The following is a 16,729-nucleotide window of genomic DNA, read 5'->3' on the forward strand; positions in this document are numbered from 1 at the left end:
GGGGGCGGAGAGCCTGACGGCTCTTCAGTTGGCCTGACGGCCAACTACGGGCCTGACGGCCCGTAAGGTGACGCGCCGTCATGCCTGGCGGCATGACTGTGTGTTGACTGGGTTGGCCCTGACGGGCCAACAGGGAAAGGAAGCGGGGCCTGGCGGCCCCGCTGTTGCATGTTCAGGTGTCATGCCTGGCGGCATGACTGTGGGGTGCTGAGTAAATTCAGGTTCCCTGCCCTGCCGGGCAGGGGTTCTGTGCGTTTCGGCGCCTACGGCGCCGTGATGTCGTAAGGGTTTTTTAGACAGTTATCCGGTTCCTCTCCCCCCTGGTGTACCCGGACTGTGGGCTTTGGGCCCTGACGGGCCAACAGAACGGGGCCCATGAGACACGCCTGCCGGCGTGTCCAGTTTCCTATAGCGCCCCGCTGTCGCGGGGCACGTCTTCGCCGGTTTTGGAGTGCACTGTCAGACTCGGCCTGTATGTTCTGGAAGCTGTTGGCCCGTCTGGAATGAGCCCCGAATACCACTGGTGGGGCGTGGAGGGGTTGTGAGCTATGCCTGTAAGTCAACATGTTGCCGCTCGGAGGATCATTACCGCTGCTCTGCGGGCCGGTGCGGCGTGGATCAACCGGGTTGAGGAGCCTCGTGCCTGGCGGGAGCTGTCTCGTATGCACGGGGTGCTCTTGTCGAGTCTGCCGGTTGGGGCAGGCCCTTCGACCCCTGCCGAGATGATCGACTTGCTGCCGGTGCGCTTGCGGGAGTGGGTGCCGTTGGCGTGGGACGAGCTGCCTTCTGTCATGGGTGATTTGGTTGTCCTGACGGACAAAGGTGAGCTGACCGAGGATGCCTTCGAGGCGGGGATGAACTACCTGGAGGCCTTGTACGGGGACGACGGGTACTTCGATCTCGGTGGGATGTGGCTTCCGGCGTGGGTTCGGCAGACGGCTGAACAGACGGAGCGGGCTGCCTTTCGGCACATCCGCTCCGATGGACAGGCTGGCTATGTGACCGCGCGAACCATGCTGACCGAGGTGCCGTACGGCACGGAGCGAGCGTTGGTCGAGGAGTACTCGCGGCGTGGCGCGGCACGGATGGACGTGTATCGGCCTGTTCCCTCGGACCGAGTGTGGGCGGGGGCGGCGTCATGGTTGTGGCCGTGCCCGCAGTGCCGGTATCCGATGGTGCTGCGGGGCGGGCAGTTGCGGTGTGAGTACCCGCCGCATCAGAGCCGATTCGGCCTCGTCCCGGGCGGCGGCACTCGGGGTGGGCCGCCTGTACTGACCGGTGGGCGAGGCCGGTTGGCGACGGCTGCGGAGCCGGCGGAGGGCGTGTTGTGCCTGGACTGGGGGGTGTGGCGGTACATCACCTGTCCCGGGCTGAGTGAGGTGAACCTGATGCAGTGGCTGGAGAAGCAGGAGGGGGTGCGGATCGAGCGCTGGGAAAACCTGGACGAGTGGGATGTCGGCGTCTACCTGACGGACGGGCATCGCTGGCGGGTGGACGTCAAGGACCACCAGGACGCGCAGACGATCATCGACCGGCCGCCTGCCGGGGAGACGGTGGTTGTGCCCAACTACCGGCGCAGCCAGGTCAATCAGCTGCAGTCCGGGCTCGATGCGCTGCGGACTGCTGACGGGCAGCGCTACAGCGTGTTCACGGTCAGCCGTTTCAAGGCTGCCGTGACCCGACGGTTGAAGAGGGTGGGCGCATGACGTCGCCGAAGAACGCGAGGTACTCCGTCAGCGTGCCGCTGACGCTGCGGGCTGCGGTCCTGCTGGCCGCTCGGGTGTTCCCCAACCGTGCGCTGGAGGAGCAGGCGGCGTGGCGGCGTGTGGTGGATCTTGCTGATGCGCACTTCCTGGCTACGGGGCAGATGCATCTGTGGGACGGCTGGCCTGCTCTGGCTCTGCCCGATCAGGTGCGGATCACGCGGATGCTGCGGCAGCGGCCGGCTGTCCTTGCCCACCATTCGGTGTTTGTCACGGAGACGGCAGCGGTCCTGGACAGCGGTGAGGCGGTCGAGTTCGCCCCGGCCGGCGGGAAGGAGCAGGTGCTGATATTTCCCGCCGGCGACGAGGAAGCCCTCATTGACGCCTTACTGGACGAGCTTGAGGACAACGCGGCCAAGGGGCAGTTGCTGCCCAAGCCTGCGCCACCCGGCTACTACGTCAGCGACCTGCGGATCAAGGATCCGCTCAGCCCGTCCGGCCGGGTGGTGGACGTCTTCTACGACCTCGACTACCAAGGGTCGCCTGCTCCCAGCGTCGTACAGGAACTGGGTGATGCCCCGGTCACGGACGAGGTGGTGATCCCCTTCGCCGACCTGGGCGAGATCGCGGGCCGACTCGATGAGCTGCGCGGGCAGAACTACCGGCGCAAAGCGGTCGCGGACATCAGGCGCCACGCCCGCGGCCGCGACGGAACGGACGTGGGCGAGCTCCTGCGCGTCCAGGCCGGGCCGCTGCGGGTCTTCCACGCCCCCACCGGCATGGGCAAGAACGTCCTGAGTGAACTCGTGGCGGTGTGGTGCGCTCAGCAGGGCCGGGTGATCTCGCTGATCGTTCCGCAGAGCGCGCAGGTCCTGGCCACGGTGTACCGGCTGCGGCAGGATCTGGCGGATCTGAAGGTATCCGCGCAGGTCACACCGGTCGTCTCCCCCGCCTCCATGATGGATCTGGCCGAGCAGACGGCCGGCAATCCGCACGACGATGCGGACTTCAGGACCTGGGTGTACCGGGAGATGTCTTACAGCTGCCCCCTGACCGGGCATGCCACCACTTCCTCCGAAGCGGTGGATGCCTGGAGGCCGGGTCAGGAGCCGTGTGACCAGCTCAAGCCCAACGGTCCGAAAGCGGACAAGGCCCTGGCCTGTCCGTGGCGGGGCGGCTGCGGAAAGTTCCGCCACCACCGGGCCGCGGCGTCGGCGGACATCCTCGTTACCAACCATGCGAACTTCCTGACCGGGCACATCCACGCGCCGGTGGTGGGCCGGCCTGCTCCGGGGCGACGCATGACCACCGAGCAGCTCCTGTTGCACCGCAGTCATCTGGTCATCATCGACGAAGCCGATGCGCTGCAGGCGCAGGCTTTCGACCAGGCGGCCCGTCAGGTGCTGCTGGCGCAGGACGGTGCGGAGCGCACCCCGGTCCGCGAGCTCGACAGCCAGTTCCGGCGGCACTGCCACCGGCTGCCGATGAGCCTTGAGCAGTATCTGCGGCCGCTGATCAACCACCTGGTGTGGTTGGCCGAGTCCTACGTGTCGCACCTCGTCGGCGGGGTCATCCATCCCGACCGGGAACGGCGCAGCATGGTGGTGCCGCGTCGCTGGGATGGGATGTTCGCCTCTCGGATCTTCGGGCTGGAGGATGGGGAGCGGCCTACGGAGCAGCAGATGGAGGCGGTCAACCAGCTCTACAAGCGGGAGGGGCCGCTGGAGTTTGCCGATGAGGTCGAGGGGCTGGCCGAGCTGAGGGAGCTGTTGTCCTCGGTCACGGATCTGGCTGGCGGGTCAGACCGGCTCACCCACGCCACCTTGAAGCGCATCGGGGAAGCGTTTTCGGCGATCACTGGTGAGACGGACGAGAAGCGGCTGTCTTCGCTGGCGCTGCTGGCGGCCCGGCGCGCGTATCTGGAGGAGATGCGCAGTATCCTGCACCGCATCGTCGGTGTCGCTGCACCGTTGCAGGGGGCGGGGATCTCCGCCGGCAACGGCCTGGTGGACGCGCTGGCCTCGCACGTGCCGTGGCGAGCTGCCCCCTATGGTCCTTTGGGGCGTGCGCTGTTCGCGTTCTCCGAGACGTTCGATCCTGGCGACCGGCACCAGACGGCGCTGCGGCTGAAGTCCTATGTCGGGGACCCGCACGCTCACCTGGCCTACCTGGGCGAGGTGACCGCGCTCGCCCATACTGGCACCCGCCGGGCGGTGATCGGGATGTCGGCCACAGCGTTCATGCCGTATGCGCCGCGGCATCACCTCCTGCCGGAGCCGGCCTGGTACGTGCCGGACGACGTCAATGGAAGCCTCACCGTCGAACTGCAGGCCGGCCAAGACAACGGGGCAGGCATCGTGGTGTCCGGCACCGACGGGGTAAACCGGGAGCGCGCCTATACGGCGATGGGGCGCAGCGTCGGCCAGGACCTTCCCCCGCAGCTCGACGCGGTGGCCGCCGACCCTGCCACCGCGCATCGTGCGTATGCGCTGCTCGCGCCGACCGCCTACGACGCCGGTCCCGCGCTCGCCCGCGGCATGATCGACGCGGGAGTCGCGGCATCGGAAATCTGTGTGGCGGTGCGGCCGCAGGAGATGGCCTCGCTGGAGCGGATGCCGCCCGGCTGGGTGCCCATCCCCAGCAACCGGCTCGAGGAGTTCCCCCACGCCGTGGGTCGCGGCCGGTGCCGGTACCTGATCGCCCCCATGGCGCGGGTCGAGCGTGGTCTGAACATTGTTGACCGTGACGGGCGCTCCCTGCTGCATGTGGCCTGCCTCGTCAACCGGCCCATTCCGGTGATGGAAGATCCCCCGGTGCTGCTGTCCCTAGTCAACTCTCTGGCCTACCGACGGCGGCGGCCCGGTCCGGAGCCCGCGGCGGAGCTGGAGCGGTTGCGGATCGTGGCGGGCCAGATCTTCGATGACATCCGCAGCGGGCAGGGCTACTTCAAGTCGCTGGGCGAGGACGTCAAGCTCGCCGTGGTCGCGGAGATCCTGACCCGGCTGATCCAGCTGGGCGGGCGCACCCGCCGTGGCGGGGATCACGGGCGGCTGCGGCTGCTGGATGCCGCCTTCACCCAGACCGCCGCCGACTCCACACTGCCTGCCCTTCTTGAGCAGTTGCGCGGGAAATGGCAGGCGGAGGACCACGTGCCGCTGATCGACGCCGTCTACCGCACCACCATGACCGATGCCCTGCTGGGGCTGACGGAGCACTCCCCCACTGGATATGAGGAAGAGGCGATGAGTGAATGGTGAGTGACGAGCGTGGCCGTCTGTTCACCCTGTCCTTCGCGCTGGAGGACCGGCTGCTGGGCACGGTGCACGTCTATCCGCAGGACGAGGCGTTCGCGCCGGCCTGGCGGCGGCTACCGAAGCCGCGGGGCAAGGACGCCGTGCAGCCGATCGCGTCCCTGCAGACGGCGGCGCGTGCCGTGACCGGGGAGCGGCTGGTGTTCACCAACCCTGACCGGCCCGCCAGGACGGGCCGGTGGGCCGGGCGGAGCGTGATCGTCACGCCCGGGGCGCTGGACGGGGCCGTGGTGCGCACTCTGATGCGGGAGTGGGAGACGCGGCTGGAGGGGCATGACGGCCGTGACACCCTCGCCGCCCTGCTGCAGCTGTCCGACGACGGGCCCCAGCCACTCAGTTCGCTGCTGCACCGCGACGCCATGGGGCGGATCACCGGTCCCCGCTGGGCGTTCAGGGTGGCCGGGTGGCGGCTGGCGAGCATGCTGGCCGCCCAGCCGCTCCCGCTCGACGAGTCGCTGCCTGCGCTGCGGTTCCACCTCGACAGTGAGGGCGACCTGCTGGCGTGGCAGGCCCCGCTGGTCCACGAGCGGACGTGGATCGACGAGGAGAGCGGCAAACGCCGGCGCATCGCCGGCTACGCCATGGAGCGCATCCACGTCGAGGTCGAACCGGCCCCCGGCGGAAAGACTCTCATCGCGCATCTGTCGGCGCGTATCTCGCGCATCGCCACCCATTACAAGGGCATCCGCAACGTCCTGCTGCGCCATCCCGTCAACCCGGACATCATCCTCAAGGCTCCGATCACCACCCGGTGGGAGAAGGGCCCGGACGGATTCATGCAGCCCGCGGCCGTCCTCTACCGCGGGGCGGCGGCACAGATCGTCGAGGCTTGCGGTGTCGGCCGCCTGCCCCAGCCGCCCCTGACAGGGCTGGACGAGCTGGCAGAGGTGCGCGGGGTGCACCGCACGGGCAAGCATCCGATCGACAAGGGTGCGGGGGCGATGTTCCACGCCCGGCTCGAGGAACACGCCGGGGAGGTTCTCGGGCAGGAGCCCGTCGTGTACTCCGGAACATCGATCAAGATCAGCAAGCCGGGCGGGAGCCTGCCGCCCTACGTACCAGCTGGCAAGATGGCCGACGCCATGGCCAGTGCCCGCCTCGATACGGTGCGCACCGTCGTGTTGTATGAGTCGGCGCCGTGGCGCACGCGGGTGGTGGGGCAGCTGGCCCGCGACTACGCGCGGCCCGAGCTGGCCGATCTGCCCGACGAGCAGCCAGTGGTGCTGGCGCCCGGGTATGAGCTCGTGGCGGTGCGGCTGCCCGAGCTGGTCCGCCACGGAAGCCACGACCGCAGTCTGATTCTGAACACGCTGCCCTGGTTCAAGCCCGGTACTGGGCGGTCCCTGATCGCGGCCCTGTGCGAGACGCGCTATCCCAGCGAGCGGGAGAAGGAGGCCGGGCTGGCGGACGCCAAGCACGCGCTGAAAGGGCTTTTCGCCGAGCGCGGCATCCCCTCGCAGTTCATCACCATGGACTCCGATCCCGGCGATCCTTTCCGGCTGAACACGCCCGAGAAGGTCGCGCGGGCCAGGGCCCGTAACGCCGGTCTGCCGGAGCCGGACGTCGCCTACAAGAACGACCATGCGGTGCAGATCGCGCTCGGCAGCTTGCACTCCGACTCCGGCATTATCGACAACCGTCTGGCCGCCACCGCCTTCCACCGCAACGCCAAGGACACCGCCTTGGACCGGGAGGCCGTGGCGGTGGGGCTGTGGACGCGCTACCACCGCTTCGACGAACGTCCCGGCCGTCCCCGGAAACCGGCCGTGCTGGCTATCACGCTGGTCGCCATGCGGATCCCGCTCGGCGAGGACGCGTACTGGCCCACTCTCATGTACAGCGATCAGGGCTGGCTTCCGCTGGCTCAGGCCCGGGCCCTGCATCATGCCGGTCCCATCGGAAAGAAGGGGCATCACCTGCGGGAGGACCACGGGGGGCCGGAAAACGTGCGCACCTATGTGGATCGGGCGTTGGCCGCGCTGAGCAACCGGTTTCCGATCATCGTCTTCGCCGAGGAGCGTGAACGGATCTGGCCCGGGCTGTGCAACGACCGGCTCGGGGACGGCAGTGTCCCTGGGCGGAGCTTGATCGCCCAAGGGTGGGATGTGGCGATCGTGCGGGTCGGAAACGGGCAGGGCACACCCCAGCCGTCACGGCGCACCGGCGGTGGAGGCAAGCTGCCGGCCAACCCGCTGCAGCCGGTCATGCCGGAGAAAATCCTCTACCGCCACGACTACGAGGACGCGGTGTCCTGGCTGTTTTCCGGACAGTCCCGCCAGCACGCCGGCGGCCAGCGCACCGGTACCCAGTACACGCGCCGCACCCTGCCCGGCGGGCAGCTGGCCCAAATGGGCGCTCCTTTCCACGCCATGACCCGCACCGAATACGTGGTTGCCCGCCGTGGTGGCTGGCGTGAGGAGCAGTTGGTCGGTCTTGCCGCGCGGGTCTCGGAGCAGGCCGCCATGTGGGACGGGCGCACCAACCTTCCTGCGCCGCTGCATCTGGCCAAGAGCGCTGATGAGAAGCATCCCAGCTTCGTCGATCAAGACGGGTTCGGCGGGTAGTGCGTATGGCGTCGCGGGCTGCTGCCGGAGCACCTCGCGGCAGTGCGGGGGCTCGCTCGCGTCACCGGAGCCCCGCGGACCGCGGCCTGACGACGCCGCCCCCTACCGTTTCTTCCGCAAGCACGAGCAGCCGTCCGACGGAGACCCGCGCCGCGTCAAACGTCTCCTTGTAGCCGCCGATCGGCATCTGCGCGTCGCTGAGGAATACCGGGTGCCCCTCAGCCCTGAGCAGCTTGATCACCCTCTGCTCCACGCGGTAGGCGTCCGCGCCCGTGGCGAACTGGATCTGAGCGAACGGCATCCAGCCGTGGCTCTGGAACCGGACGACGCGGTCCTCGCGGGTCCGCAGTCCAGTGATCCCGATCTTCACAGCGCCGTACTCGGCGTGGGAGAGGACGTACAGGCGGGCCGGGGCGCCCGGGTCCAGCCCGTAACGCGCGCAGTGCTGGCAGCATTCGCCCCTGTTCCGGACGTTGTTCAGTCGAGGGGCTGAGATCTTCTGGCACCGCTCGCATAGCGAAAGCCAGGGCGAGGAGATGTTCTTGAACGGCTCCAGCGGGCGGAAGCCGACGGCCCGCATGTCGGCAACCGCCTCGTGCGGGTCTCCGGGGCCGTACCGCTTGCAGAACCGGCAGCCGCCGGCACGGCTGGTGACGTTGTCGTACCGTGGCGCCACGATGTGCCCGGCCGCGACGCACTGCGACAGCCACGGCTTACCGGTCCCGAGGAAGTCCACCAGCACGATGAAGCCGTGTTCCAGCATCGCCGCCGCAGCTTCTTCCGGGTTCTTCGGGGCGTTCGGCGCGCACCAGATGCAAGCCCCCTGCCCGCTCATCACGTTGTTGCGGTTCGGATAGATAACCTGCTTGCACGGGATGTGACGGCACATCCAGGGGTCGCGGGCCCGGCCTGGGTAGGGCTCCAGGGGCTCGGCGTTGCCCAGCCGGCGCATGTCAGCGGCCGCGACGCTAGCCGGAATCGACGGGGGCATGGCCATCTTCCTTCTGGGGGCTGATGTGGTCTTGATCGGCGGCGGGCGGGCCGCCGTCGGGAGCGCGCTCTGGCTGGGTCTACTGCTTTGGGTAGGTGACGAGGTACTCCAGGAGGGCAGAGAACGCCGTGACCATGTCGTTCAGGTCGACCTCATCCTGGAGCACGGCAGAACTTCCGTGCCCGCCACCCTCGTATCCGTAGTACCGGGGATGGCCCTTCGCTCCTGGCTTCTTCTTGAATCCGTCGCCCTGCGGATCCATCACAAGTGCCTGCACGCTGGGACCTGCGTGCTGGACGAAGCTTTTGCGGGCGAGCCATTTCTGATGGCGGTCCGCGAGGGATCCGTTGGCGACGGAAGTGGCCTCCGGCGTCTGCACCATGATGCGGATCTCGAAGGGGCTGTCCGTTCCGCGTCTGGGCTGCAGACGCTGGATCTCGGCGACGACATAGCCGTCTTTCGTCTCCCGCCAAGCGCAGATGTTCGGAGCTCCCATCTGGGAGCTCTGCCGCAAGTTGAACACCGTGCCCTCCGGGGCGGCAGCCTGCGCGAGGCGCGCCAGTCGCCGCAGCCGCAGTGCGTCGCTGAGCGCAATCGAGGCCTGGTCCGCCGGGCCAGTCGCCTCGGCCTCCAGCACCACGAGCTGCTGATGCGCCCGGATGGCCAGCAGCCGGGCGAGGTCGTCCGATGAACTGTTCCAGCCGCCTAGGAGACCGTCGAAAGTGAGCCGCCGGGACCATGTACCCGGGCCGTCCGGGATCGGATCGGCATTCGGGCCCACCAGGTAGCGGTCAGCTGCCGGTATGCCCTTCGCCTCCGCCCAGGCGTCGTACGCCGCGAACTGTTCGCCGTGAGCACCGGCGCCGAGCTTCATCTCCATCAATGCGCGCTCGACGCCGTCCAGCAGGACGACGAAGTCGACTCGACCGGTAGGCGCACCTTTGCGTGCCTTCACCCGAACCTCGCGTCGGACGGTGATCGTGCCCGGAGCTAGGCGCAAGGCCGACCTGAGCGGCTCGGGATCAAGCTCGGCAAGGAAACACAGCAAGTCCGACCAGTCGTCTTCGGTACGCAGCAGGCGCATCAATCCGTAAGTCACGGCCGGACGCTACACGCCGCCTCTGACAACGGGTCTGCTGCACGATCGGGTGATGTCTGAACCGGCTTGTCCTGCGGGGCGGGTGGGAAGGATGTCGCTGTGGCCGAGCCTTGTCCGGAAGAGTTCCGCGAGGACGTAGTGCTGGCAAGCAGCGACTGTGAGGTTGGATGGGCCGCGGGCCTCGGGCGGCCATCCGGCTCCTCGCTCGGACTTTCCGTCTCGTCGCTCACGGGCCCGGTATGAGGTCACTTGGAGTAGGTCTGCTTCCAGCGTGACTCGAGGAGGTGTATTTACTTGTTTACAGGCCGAGTTCGGCCAGGGCTGCTTGCCTCTGCGGACTGAGGCCGGAGCTGCGGCGGCGCAGGTTGCTCAACCACTGACCTAGGCGCACGGGGTCGCCTTCGATCTTCTCGATATGCCGCTGCGGGACGTCGAGATGGCCTTCGCGCGCGCGGAAGGCGCGTGCGGCGGCCAGCCCGCGCTGAAAGGCACGCTCGCGCGCCGGCAGGCGGCTCTCCCCCACCGGGGAGGCGGATGTGTCGGGCAGTTCGACCAGCCCCAACTCCGCGAGCAGCGACCTCTGCTCAGGGTGCAGGCGATCGGAACGGGCGCGCTGTGACTCAAGCCAGCGCTCTGCCTCGGTGGCAGTCTTGTTGGCTGTCCGGCTGTGACGGGCGGCGTGGTAGGCCCGTTGCCAGGTGATCGGCCAGGGCGGATTCCACCATTGGTCCAGGGCGGTGAGGGCGGTGGCGCGCTGCTTGGTGAGGGTCTCGGCGCGCTTGCGCTGGGTGGCTAGCCAGCGGCCGAGGGGGAAGCCGTCGTGGATCTCGTCGACGGGTGCGGCGAGGTGGCCGTGGCGGGCGGCGTACACGGCGGCGTGGGCCAGTGCGCGGTCGAAGGCCTGCTGGCGGGGGTCCCAGATGATGCCGAGGCGTTCGAGGGCCTGCACGCGTGCGGCGTCGAGCGTCCCTTTGGTGTGCAGGTGGCGTTGCCAGGTCAGCCAGCGTCCCAGGGGATAGCCCGTGGGGTCCTCGTAGTTCTGGAGGACGTCGAGGTGGTGGTGGATGTGGCGGAAGCGGCGGGCCGCGGCGAGGCCGCGGCGCCACTCGGCGCTCTTGGGGGCCAGGACGCGCAGGGACAGAGCGAGGGCGATCTCGTCTGCCTGGGTGGGACGGTCGAAACGCAGCCAGGCTTCGGGGTCCTCGGGGGGCATGGTGGGACGGTGGGTGCGCGGGTCGGACAGACGGGCGTCGAGGCGGTCGTCATGGGCGCGCAGGGCCTGGATGGTGCGCCATAGGGGGGTGTAGGCGTCGGCGCCGAGGAGGTCGTCGGGGTCTTCGTCGGGAGTGAGGTAGACGGGTACGACAAGGGTTGCCTTCTTGCCGGCGCCGGGGTGCTGACGCAGAGCGCGGCCGACGGCCTGGACGGTGTCGACGGGGCTGTTCTTAGGGTCGACGAAGACCACCGCGTCGATGTCGGGCACGTCGATGCCCTCACCCAGTACGCGGGCGTTGGATAGGACGGCCGGTGTGTCGGGGCTGGTGTGGGAGGTGAATTCGAGCAGGAGGCGGCGGCGGATCTGCGGGGTGTGGCTGCCGCTGACCCAGTCCGCCCACAGCCCTTGAGGGCGAAAGTGTTCGGGAAGGGCGGCGGCTGTCTCCGTCAGGGTGGTGGCGAAGGCTCGGGCGTCGGCGACGCGGTGGTGGAAGGTCAGGATGCGGCGCAGCTTGTGGTCGTAGATGGCGCGCAGGGCGGCGACCTGGCGGCCGGCCAGGTGCAGTCCGTCGACGCCGGCGCCGGCTCCGGTGGCGAGCCAGTCGCGCAGGTCTGCGTCGGTGACGACGGGGACGAGGATCTGGTAGTCGGCGAGCAGCCCGAGATCGATGGCGTCGGAGAGGTTGAGGTGGTAGGCGACGGGACCGAAGAGGTCTTCGTCGTCCATCGAGGCCACTGCCTCGGTGGCGTCGTCCTGGCCGTCGTCGGGGTCCCAGATGCGGGGGGTGGCGGTCAGGTAGAGGCGACGGGCGGCGGGGACCTGGTCGTCGTGGTGGACGGCCGCCCAGGCCTTGCCGAGACGGCCGGCTGTGCGGTGGGCCTCGTCGACGACCACCAGGTTCCACGGGGGCAGCCGGTGGTCGCAGTGGGCGGCGATGACGGCGGGCAGGGAGGCGTAGGTGGCGTAAACGGTGATCGGGCCGGAATTGGGCTGTCCGACCAGTGCGGACAGTTCGGCGGGGTCGGTGGTCAGCGGGATGTCGGTGCCGACCGGTTCGTGGTCGAGGGCCTGGCGGGCCGAGCACACCGCCATGGTGGTGCCCTTGCGGCCGGCCAGACGCCAGGAACGGATCGTCTGCGACAGCAGGTCCAGTGTCGGCAGCAGCACCAGCACACGGCCACGGGGGGCAATGCGGGCGGTTGTACGGGCGGCAATGAGGGTCTTGCCGGTGCCGCAGGCCGCAATCACGCTCGCGCGGGCGTGATCGCGGAGCGTGGCGGCCGCGGCGGCGACGGCTTCCTTCTGGTGGGGCCGCAGCTCGATTTCGGAAGCCATGAAGGTGTGCTGCTCCGTAGAGGTCGGCTGGACATCGAGGGCAGGGCAAGGCGCCCCGCCCTGTCAGTGTGCAGGCTATTCGGCTGCTTCGGTCAGGTGGGCGAGGGTGGATCCGGCGGGGCTTTTACGGACGTGCAGGCGGTGAGTGATGCGGCGGCGCAGTTCGGGGACATGGCTGATGACGCCGACGGTGCGGTCGTGGGCACGCAGGGAGTCCAGGACGTCGAGGACCTTGTGGAGGGTGTCTTCGTCGAGAGTGCCGAAGCCTTCATCGATGAAGAGAGTGTCCAGGGGGTTGCCGCCGGCTTCGTGGGTGACGACGTCGGCCAGGCCGAGGGCGAGGGACAGGGAGGCGAAGAAGGATTCGCCGCCGGAGAGGGTGTCGGTCTTGCGGGGGCGGCCGGTCCAGGAGTCGGTGATCTCCAGGCCGAGGCCGGAGCGGGCGCCGCGGGCGGCTTGGTGGTCGGAGTGGGAGAGGGTGTAGCGGCCTTCGGACATGATGTGCAGGCGGGTGTTAGCGGCGGTGACGACTTCTTCAAGGCGGGCTGCCAGGACGTAGGCCTCCAGCTGCATGCGCACCCGGGCGCTGGGTGAGTTGCCGGTGACGAGTTCGGCCAGGTGGCGGGCGGTGAGGTGAGCCTGCTCAAGCGGTTGCAGGCGCTGGATGGCGGCGCCGAGGTCGGCGGCAAGGGCGGTGAGGGCCTGGCTGCGGGTGTGGGCGGCGCTGGCGGCGGCGGTGGCCTCGGCGTGCTGGTCATCCGCGGCGGCCCTTGCAGCCGTGGCGGCGTCGAGGTCGGCGGAAGGCTGCGCGGCGGCCTGCTGCAGGGCCGGGTTGTCCAGAACTGCGGTGTGCGCGGCACAGGCCTCGCGCCACTGAGTGATCTCTTCTTCGATGGCGCGCAGGTCTTTGTCGCTGAGCAGGGCCTGCTGGGCGAGTGCCAGGGTGTCGAAGCCCTGGTCCTTGGCGGCGAGGGTGGCCTGGTCGGTGCGGTGCGTGAGGGTCTGGGCGAAGGCGGCGAGGGTGCGGGAGGCCTCGGCGGTCTCTTTGAGGCGGTCGGCGGTGCGGGTGAGGTCGTCGGCGTGGGCGGCGACGGTGGGATAGGTACCGCGGGCTGCGGTGAGCTTGGCCGTCAGCTCGGTGAGCTGCTGAGTGAGGGTGTCGTAGTGGGCGTTGCGGGCGGACAGGCCGGCCGTGGCGGTGCTGTGTTGCTGGGTCTGGGCCGTGTGCTCGCCGTCGAGTGTGAGGAGTTCTTCTTGGACGGTGCCCTGGTCTGCAGCGCGGTCCAGGGCGTCGGTCAACTTCGTGGTGAGCGTGGTGTGCTGGGTCTGGAGGTCGGTCAGGGGGGTGTCGCCGGCTTCACCGGTGGCGGTGGCAGCCTGTTCGCGGAGCCCGTGCAGCACGGCCGCGGCGGCTTTCTGGGTGGTCTTGGCCTGCTCGTGGAGGGCTTCCGCGTCCTGCTCGTCCTGGCGTGTGGGCTGCCCGTCCTGGGCAGCGGCGGGCGCCGGGTGGGTACAGGATCCACAGACAGGGCAGGGGGTGCCGTCGGTGAGGGTGGCCGCGAGTTCAGCGGCCATGCCTTCGGTGCGCCGACGGCGGATGGTGAGATAGTCCTGGCCGGTCTGGCCGGTGACCGCTTCTGCATCGGCCAGCTGCTGTTCGGCCTTGGTGACCTTGGCGAGATGGGTGTCGCGGCGCCTGGCGGCTTCGAGGCGGGTTTTGAGGCCGTCCAGGGCGGTCTGGTGGCGGCGGCTTTTTTCTTCGGCCTGGCGGGCGGCTTCTCGCCGGGCTTCGAGAGTGCCGCGCCGGGCGGGCTCGGCTTCGAGCCAGTCCTGGGCTGTGCGTTGCTGGGTGGCGAAGTCCTGCCGTTCGGCGTCGATGCGCTCCAGCTCAGTGGTCAGCCGGTGGATGGTGTCTTCTTCGGGGATGAGGGCGGTCAGGACGGCAGCTTCGGCGCGAAGACGCTGCTCGGCGGTTTCCAGCTGACCGGCGTCCAGACCCCTGTGTTCGGGCAACAGGTGCTCGCGGGCGGTCCGTTCGGCACTGTGGGCACGGGCGTGGTCGTCTGCGGCGGTTTCCGCGGCGTGCAGCAGCGGTGCTGCCTGTTGGGCACGGCGGGCCTGGTCGCGGCGCTGGATGAGTGCGTCCTGGTGCGGTGTCTGTTCCTGGAGCAGGTCGAGTTGCTGCCGGGCGCTGGTATAGGTGGTTTGCTGCTGGTGGAGTTCGCGGGCCGCGGCTTCGAAGGTCTGCTGTCTGACCAGGCTCTCCTTGGCCGTTGTGGCTGCTTGGAGTGTCCTGGCGTGGTCGGTGTGACTGGCGCGGAGGAGATCCTGGGCCCAGCCGCGGGCGGGTTCGGTGAGCGTGTGCGGATCGTCGGGGGTGGGCACCGTGTACTCGGTTTCCAGGTCGGGTCCGGCGGCCTGGTGGATGCGTTCGGTCAGGCGCAGTACGTCGGCGCGGGCAGCGTCGCGGTTCTTCTCGGTGGTGCGGCTGTAGTCGTTCAGCCAGCGCTCGATGAAGGAGAAGCGACCGGTGCGGAAGAGTTTGCCGAGGAGTTCTCGTCGGCCGTGGGCGTCGGCGTGGAGGAACTTGGTGAATTCGTTCTGCGGCAGCAGGACGACCTGGCAGAACTGATCCCGGCTCATGCCCAGCAGGTCGGTGACCTCGGCGGCCGCCTCCTGGTGGGACTTACTGGAAGGTTCCCAGCGGCCCTGGCCATCGGCGTCGACGGCCCATTCGCTGAGCCGGGTTTCCGCTTTCTGGGAGGTCTCGCCTTCACCGGATCGCTTGGGGCGCATCTGGGCAGGGATCCGGTCGATGCGCAGGCGGCGCCCTGCAAGAGTGACCTCGAGTGTGACTTCGGTCAGGAGGCCGGCGGGAGCGTGGTGGCTGCGCAGCAGCAGGTCGCGGTCGCCCGGTGGTTTGCCGTAGAGAGCGAAACAGATGGCCGCGAAGATGGTGCTCTTGCCTGCTCCGGTATCGCCGTGCAGGAGGAACAGGCCGTCGGCGGACAGTGTGTCGAAGTCGATGGTGTGGGTGCCGGCGAAGGGTCCGAATGCCTGCAGGCGCAGGGTGTGCAGGCGCATGTCAGACGATTTCCTTCTGCTGCTCGTTCAGGCGGGAGGCTTCGACGGCCTGCTGCAGCAGGGCGTGTTCGTCCGGGGTGGGGTCGGTGCCGCGCATGCTGCTGATGAAATCGCCGGCGATGTCGAGGTCGTTGCGGCCCCGGATGCGCTGACTGTAGGTGGGGGTGTTTGTGGCCTGGGCGGGGATGAGGGCGGGCTGGTGCTTGAGGCTGGCGGTGTGGGGGAAGCGGCGGCGCAGGCGGGCCATGGCCTCGAAGGGCAGGGCCGTATCGGTGAGGGTGACCTCGAGCCAGGCATCCTTCAGCGGCTCGTGGTCGGGGTTGGTCAGGAGGTCTTCCATGAAGCCGGTCACGCGTTCCAGGCGGAGCGGCACGGGGCAGGGCTGGCGGGCGAGGGCGGGAACGGTGTTGGGGGTGAGGTCGACAAGGGTGATCGACTTGGTGTGGCGGGCTTCGGAGAAGGAGTAGGCCAGCGGGGAGCCGCTGTAGTGGATGCGGTCGGTGACGCGCTGGGGGCCGTGGAGGTGGCCTAGGGCCACGTAGTCGATCCCGTGGAAGACGTCGGAGCCTACGTGTGCGACACCGCCCACGGCGATTTCGCGTTCGCTGTCGGCCTCTTCGCTGTCATTGCGTTCCTCAGGCTGTCCGGTGCCGGAGGTGACGAAGGCGTGCGCAAGGACCACGGACCGGGTGCCGGCCGGCTGGTTGTTGGTGAGGTCGGCGTGGATGCGGTCCAGGGCTGCGGTCAGTACTGCGCGGTGGGAGGTGGCTTCGGCTTCCAGGCGGTCGCGGACCATCGACGGCTCGAGGTAGGGGATGCCGTACACGGCGACGGGGCCGTCGGCGTCGTCGAAGAGGACCGGGATGTCGCAGGTGTCCGGGTCGGTCCTCAAGTGGATCCCGGCACGGGCGAGGAGGCCGGATCCGACGCCGAGGCGGTGCGCGGAGTCGTGGTTTCCGCTGATCATGATGATCGGCACGCCGAGGTCGGCGAGCTGGTGCAGAGCGCGGTTGAACAGGCGCACGGCGTCCAGGCTGGGGATAGCCCGGTCGTAGATGTCTCCTGCGACGAGGATCGCGTCGACGTCCTCGGCTCGGGCAGTGGCGACCAGGTGGTCGAGGAAGGCACGCTGGGCGGGGATCAGGTCTTCTGTGTGGAACCGGCGGCCCAGATGCCAGTCGGATGTGTGGAGAAACCTCATGCGCTTACACCTCGGCTTTGTCGCTCAGCGTGATTGTCAGTGCTCGCAGGGAAGATGGAGAGCGTGGGAAGGAGGAGAGATGCCCTCTCCAAGGTCTGCTCGTGCTGCCTGCGTTCCCTCACCGGGGGGGTGCAGGTGGTGTGGGATCGATGCTCGAATCCATGCTCGCCAATGGGTGGAACCGGTTGGCTGGCATGTGTGGCAGACGCCGACCGACGAGCAGCG

8 protein-coding genes are annotated in these 16,729 nt (G+C 68.8%); 3 read left to right on the forward strand and 5 right to left on the reverse strand.

The genetic code is table 11. The features are described 5' to 3' along the window. Nucleotides 1-548: 548 nt before the first annotated feature. Genes ACZ4VW_RS31370 through ACZ4VW_RS31380 form a run of 3 tightly spaced genes read left to right on the forward strand, consistent with a single transcriptional unit; the run spans nt 549 to nt 7,578 of the window. Nucleotides 549-1,706, forward strand: coding sequence for a restriction endonuclease-related protein (locus tag ACZ4VW_RS31370; protein WP_467968338.1), 1,158 nt, complete (start codon nt 549-551; stop codon nt 1,704-1,706). Continuing rightward, the gene (locus ACZ4VW_RS31375) at nt 1,703-4,960 is read left to right on the forward strand and encodes a hypothetical protein (RefSeq protein ID WP_467968340.1); all 3,258 of its coding nucleotides are present in this window, start codon (nt 1,703-1,705) and stop codon (nt 4,958-4,960) included. The genes ACZ4VW_RS31370 and ACZ4VW_RS31375 overlap by 4 nt, the downstream gene beginning before the upstream one ends. Continuing rightward, on the forward strand, nt 4,954-7,578 hold the full coding sequence (locus ACZ4VW_RS31380) for an RNaseH domain-containing protein (RefSeq protein ID WP_467968342.1): 2,625 nt from the start codon (nt 4,954-4,956) through the stop codon (nt 7,576-7,578). Before ACZ4VW_RS31375 ends, ACZ4VW_RS31380 begins: the two co-directional genes overlap by 7 nt. 61 nt (nt 7,579-7,639) lie before the next feature. On the opposite strand, the gene ACZ4VW_RS31385 is transcribed toward ACZ4VW_RS31380, so the two are convergent. From ACZ4VW_RS31385 to ACZ4VW_RS31405, 5 genes are all read right to left on the reverse strand, one after another. Continuing rightward, a complete protein-coding gene (locus ACZ4VW_RS31385) occupies nt 7,640-8,569 on the reverse strand; it encodes a hypothetical protein (protein WP_467968344.1) in 930 nt (309 codons plus the stop codon). 79 nt (nt 8,570-8,648) lie between these two features. Next, complete coding sequence (locus ACZ4VW_RS31390) at nt 8,649-9,668, reverse strand: hypothetical protein (RefSeq protein ID WP_467968346.1); 1,020 nt, start codon at nt 9,666-9,668, stop codon at nt 8,649-8,651. A 298-nt stretch (nt 9,669-9,966) separates the two neighbouring features. Then, nucleotides 9,967-12,219, reverse strand: coding sequence for a helicase associated domain-containing protein (locus ACZ4VW_RS31395; RefSeq protein ID WP_467968347.1), 2,253 nt, complete (start codon nt 12,217-12,219; stop codon nt 9,967-9,969). A gap of 75 nt (nt 12,220-12,294) precedes the next feature. Next, on the reverse strand, nt 12,295-15,303 hold the full coding sequence (locus tag ACZ4VW_RS31400; protein ID WP_467968349.1) for an AAA family ATPase: 3,009 nt from the start codon (nt 15,301-15,303) through the stop codon (nt 12,295-12,297). A 1-nt stretch (nt 15,304) separates the two neighbouring features. Next, nucleotides 15,305-16,504 carry an exonuclease SbcCD subunit D gene (locus ACZ4VW_RS31405; protein WP_467968351.1) on the reverse strand — a complete coding sequence of 400 codons (1,200 nt, stop codon included), beginning with the start codon at nt 16,502-16,504 and terminating at the stop codon, nt 15,305-15,307. Nucleotides 16,505-16,729: the final 225 nt, after the last annotated feature.

Source organism: Streptomyces sp. NPDC029139, from assembly GCF_055564335.1.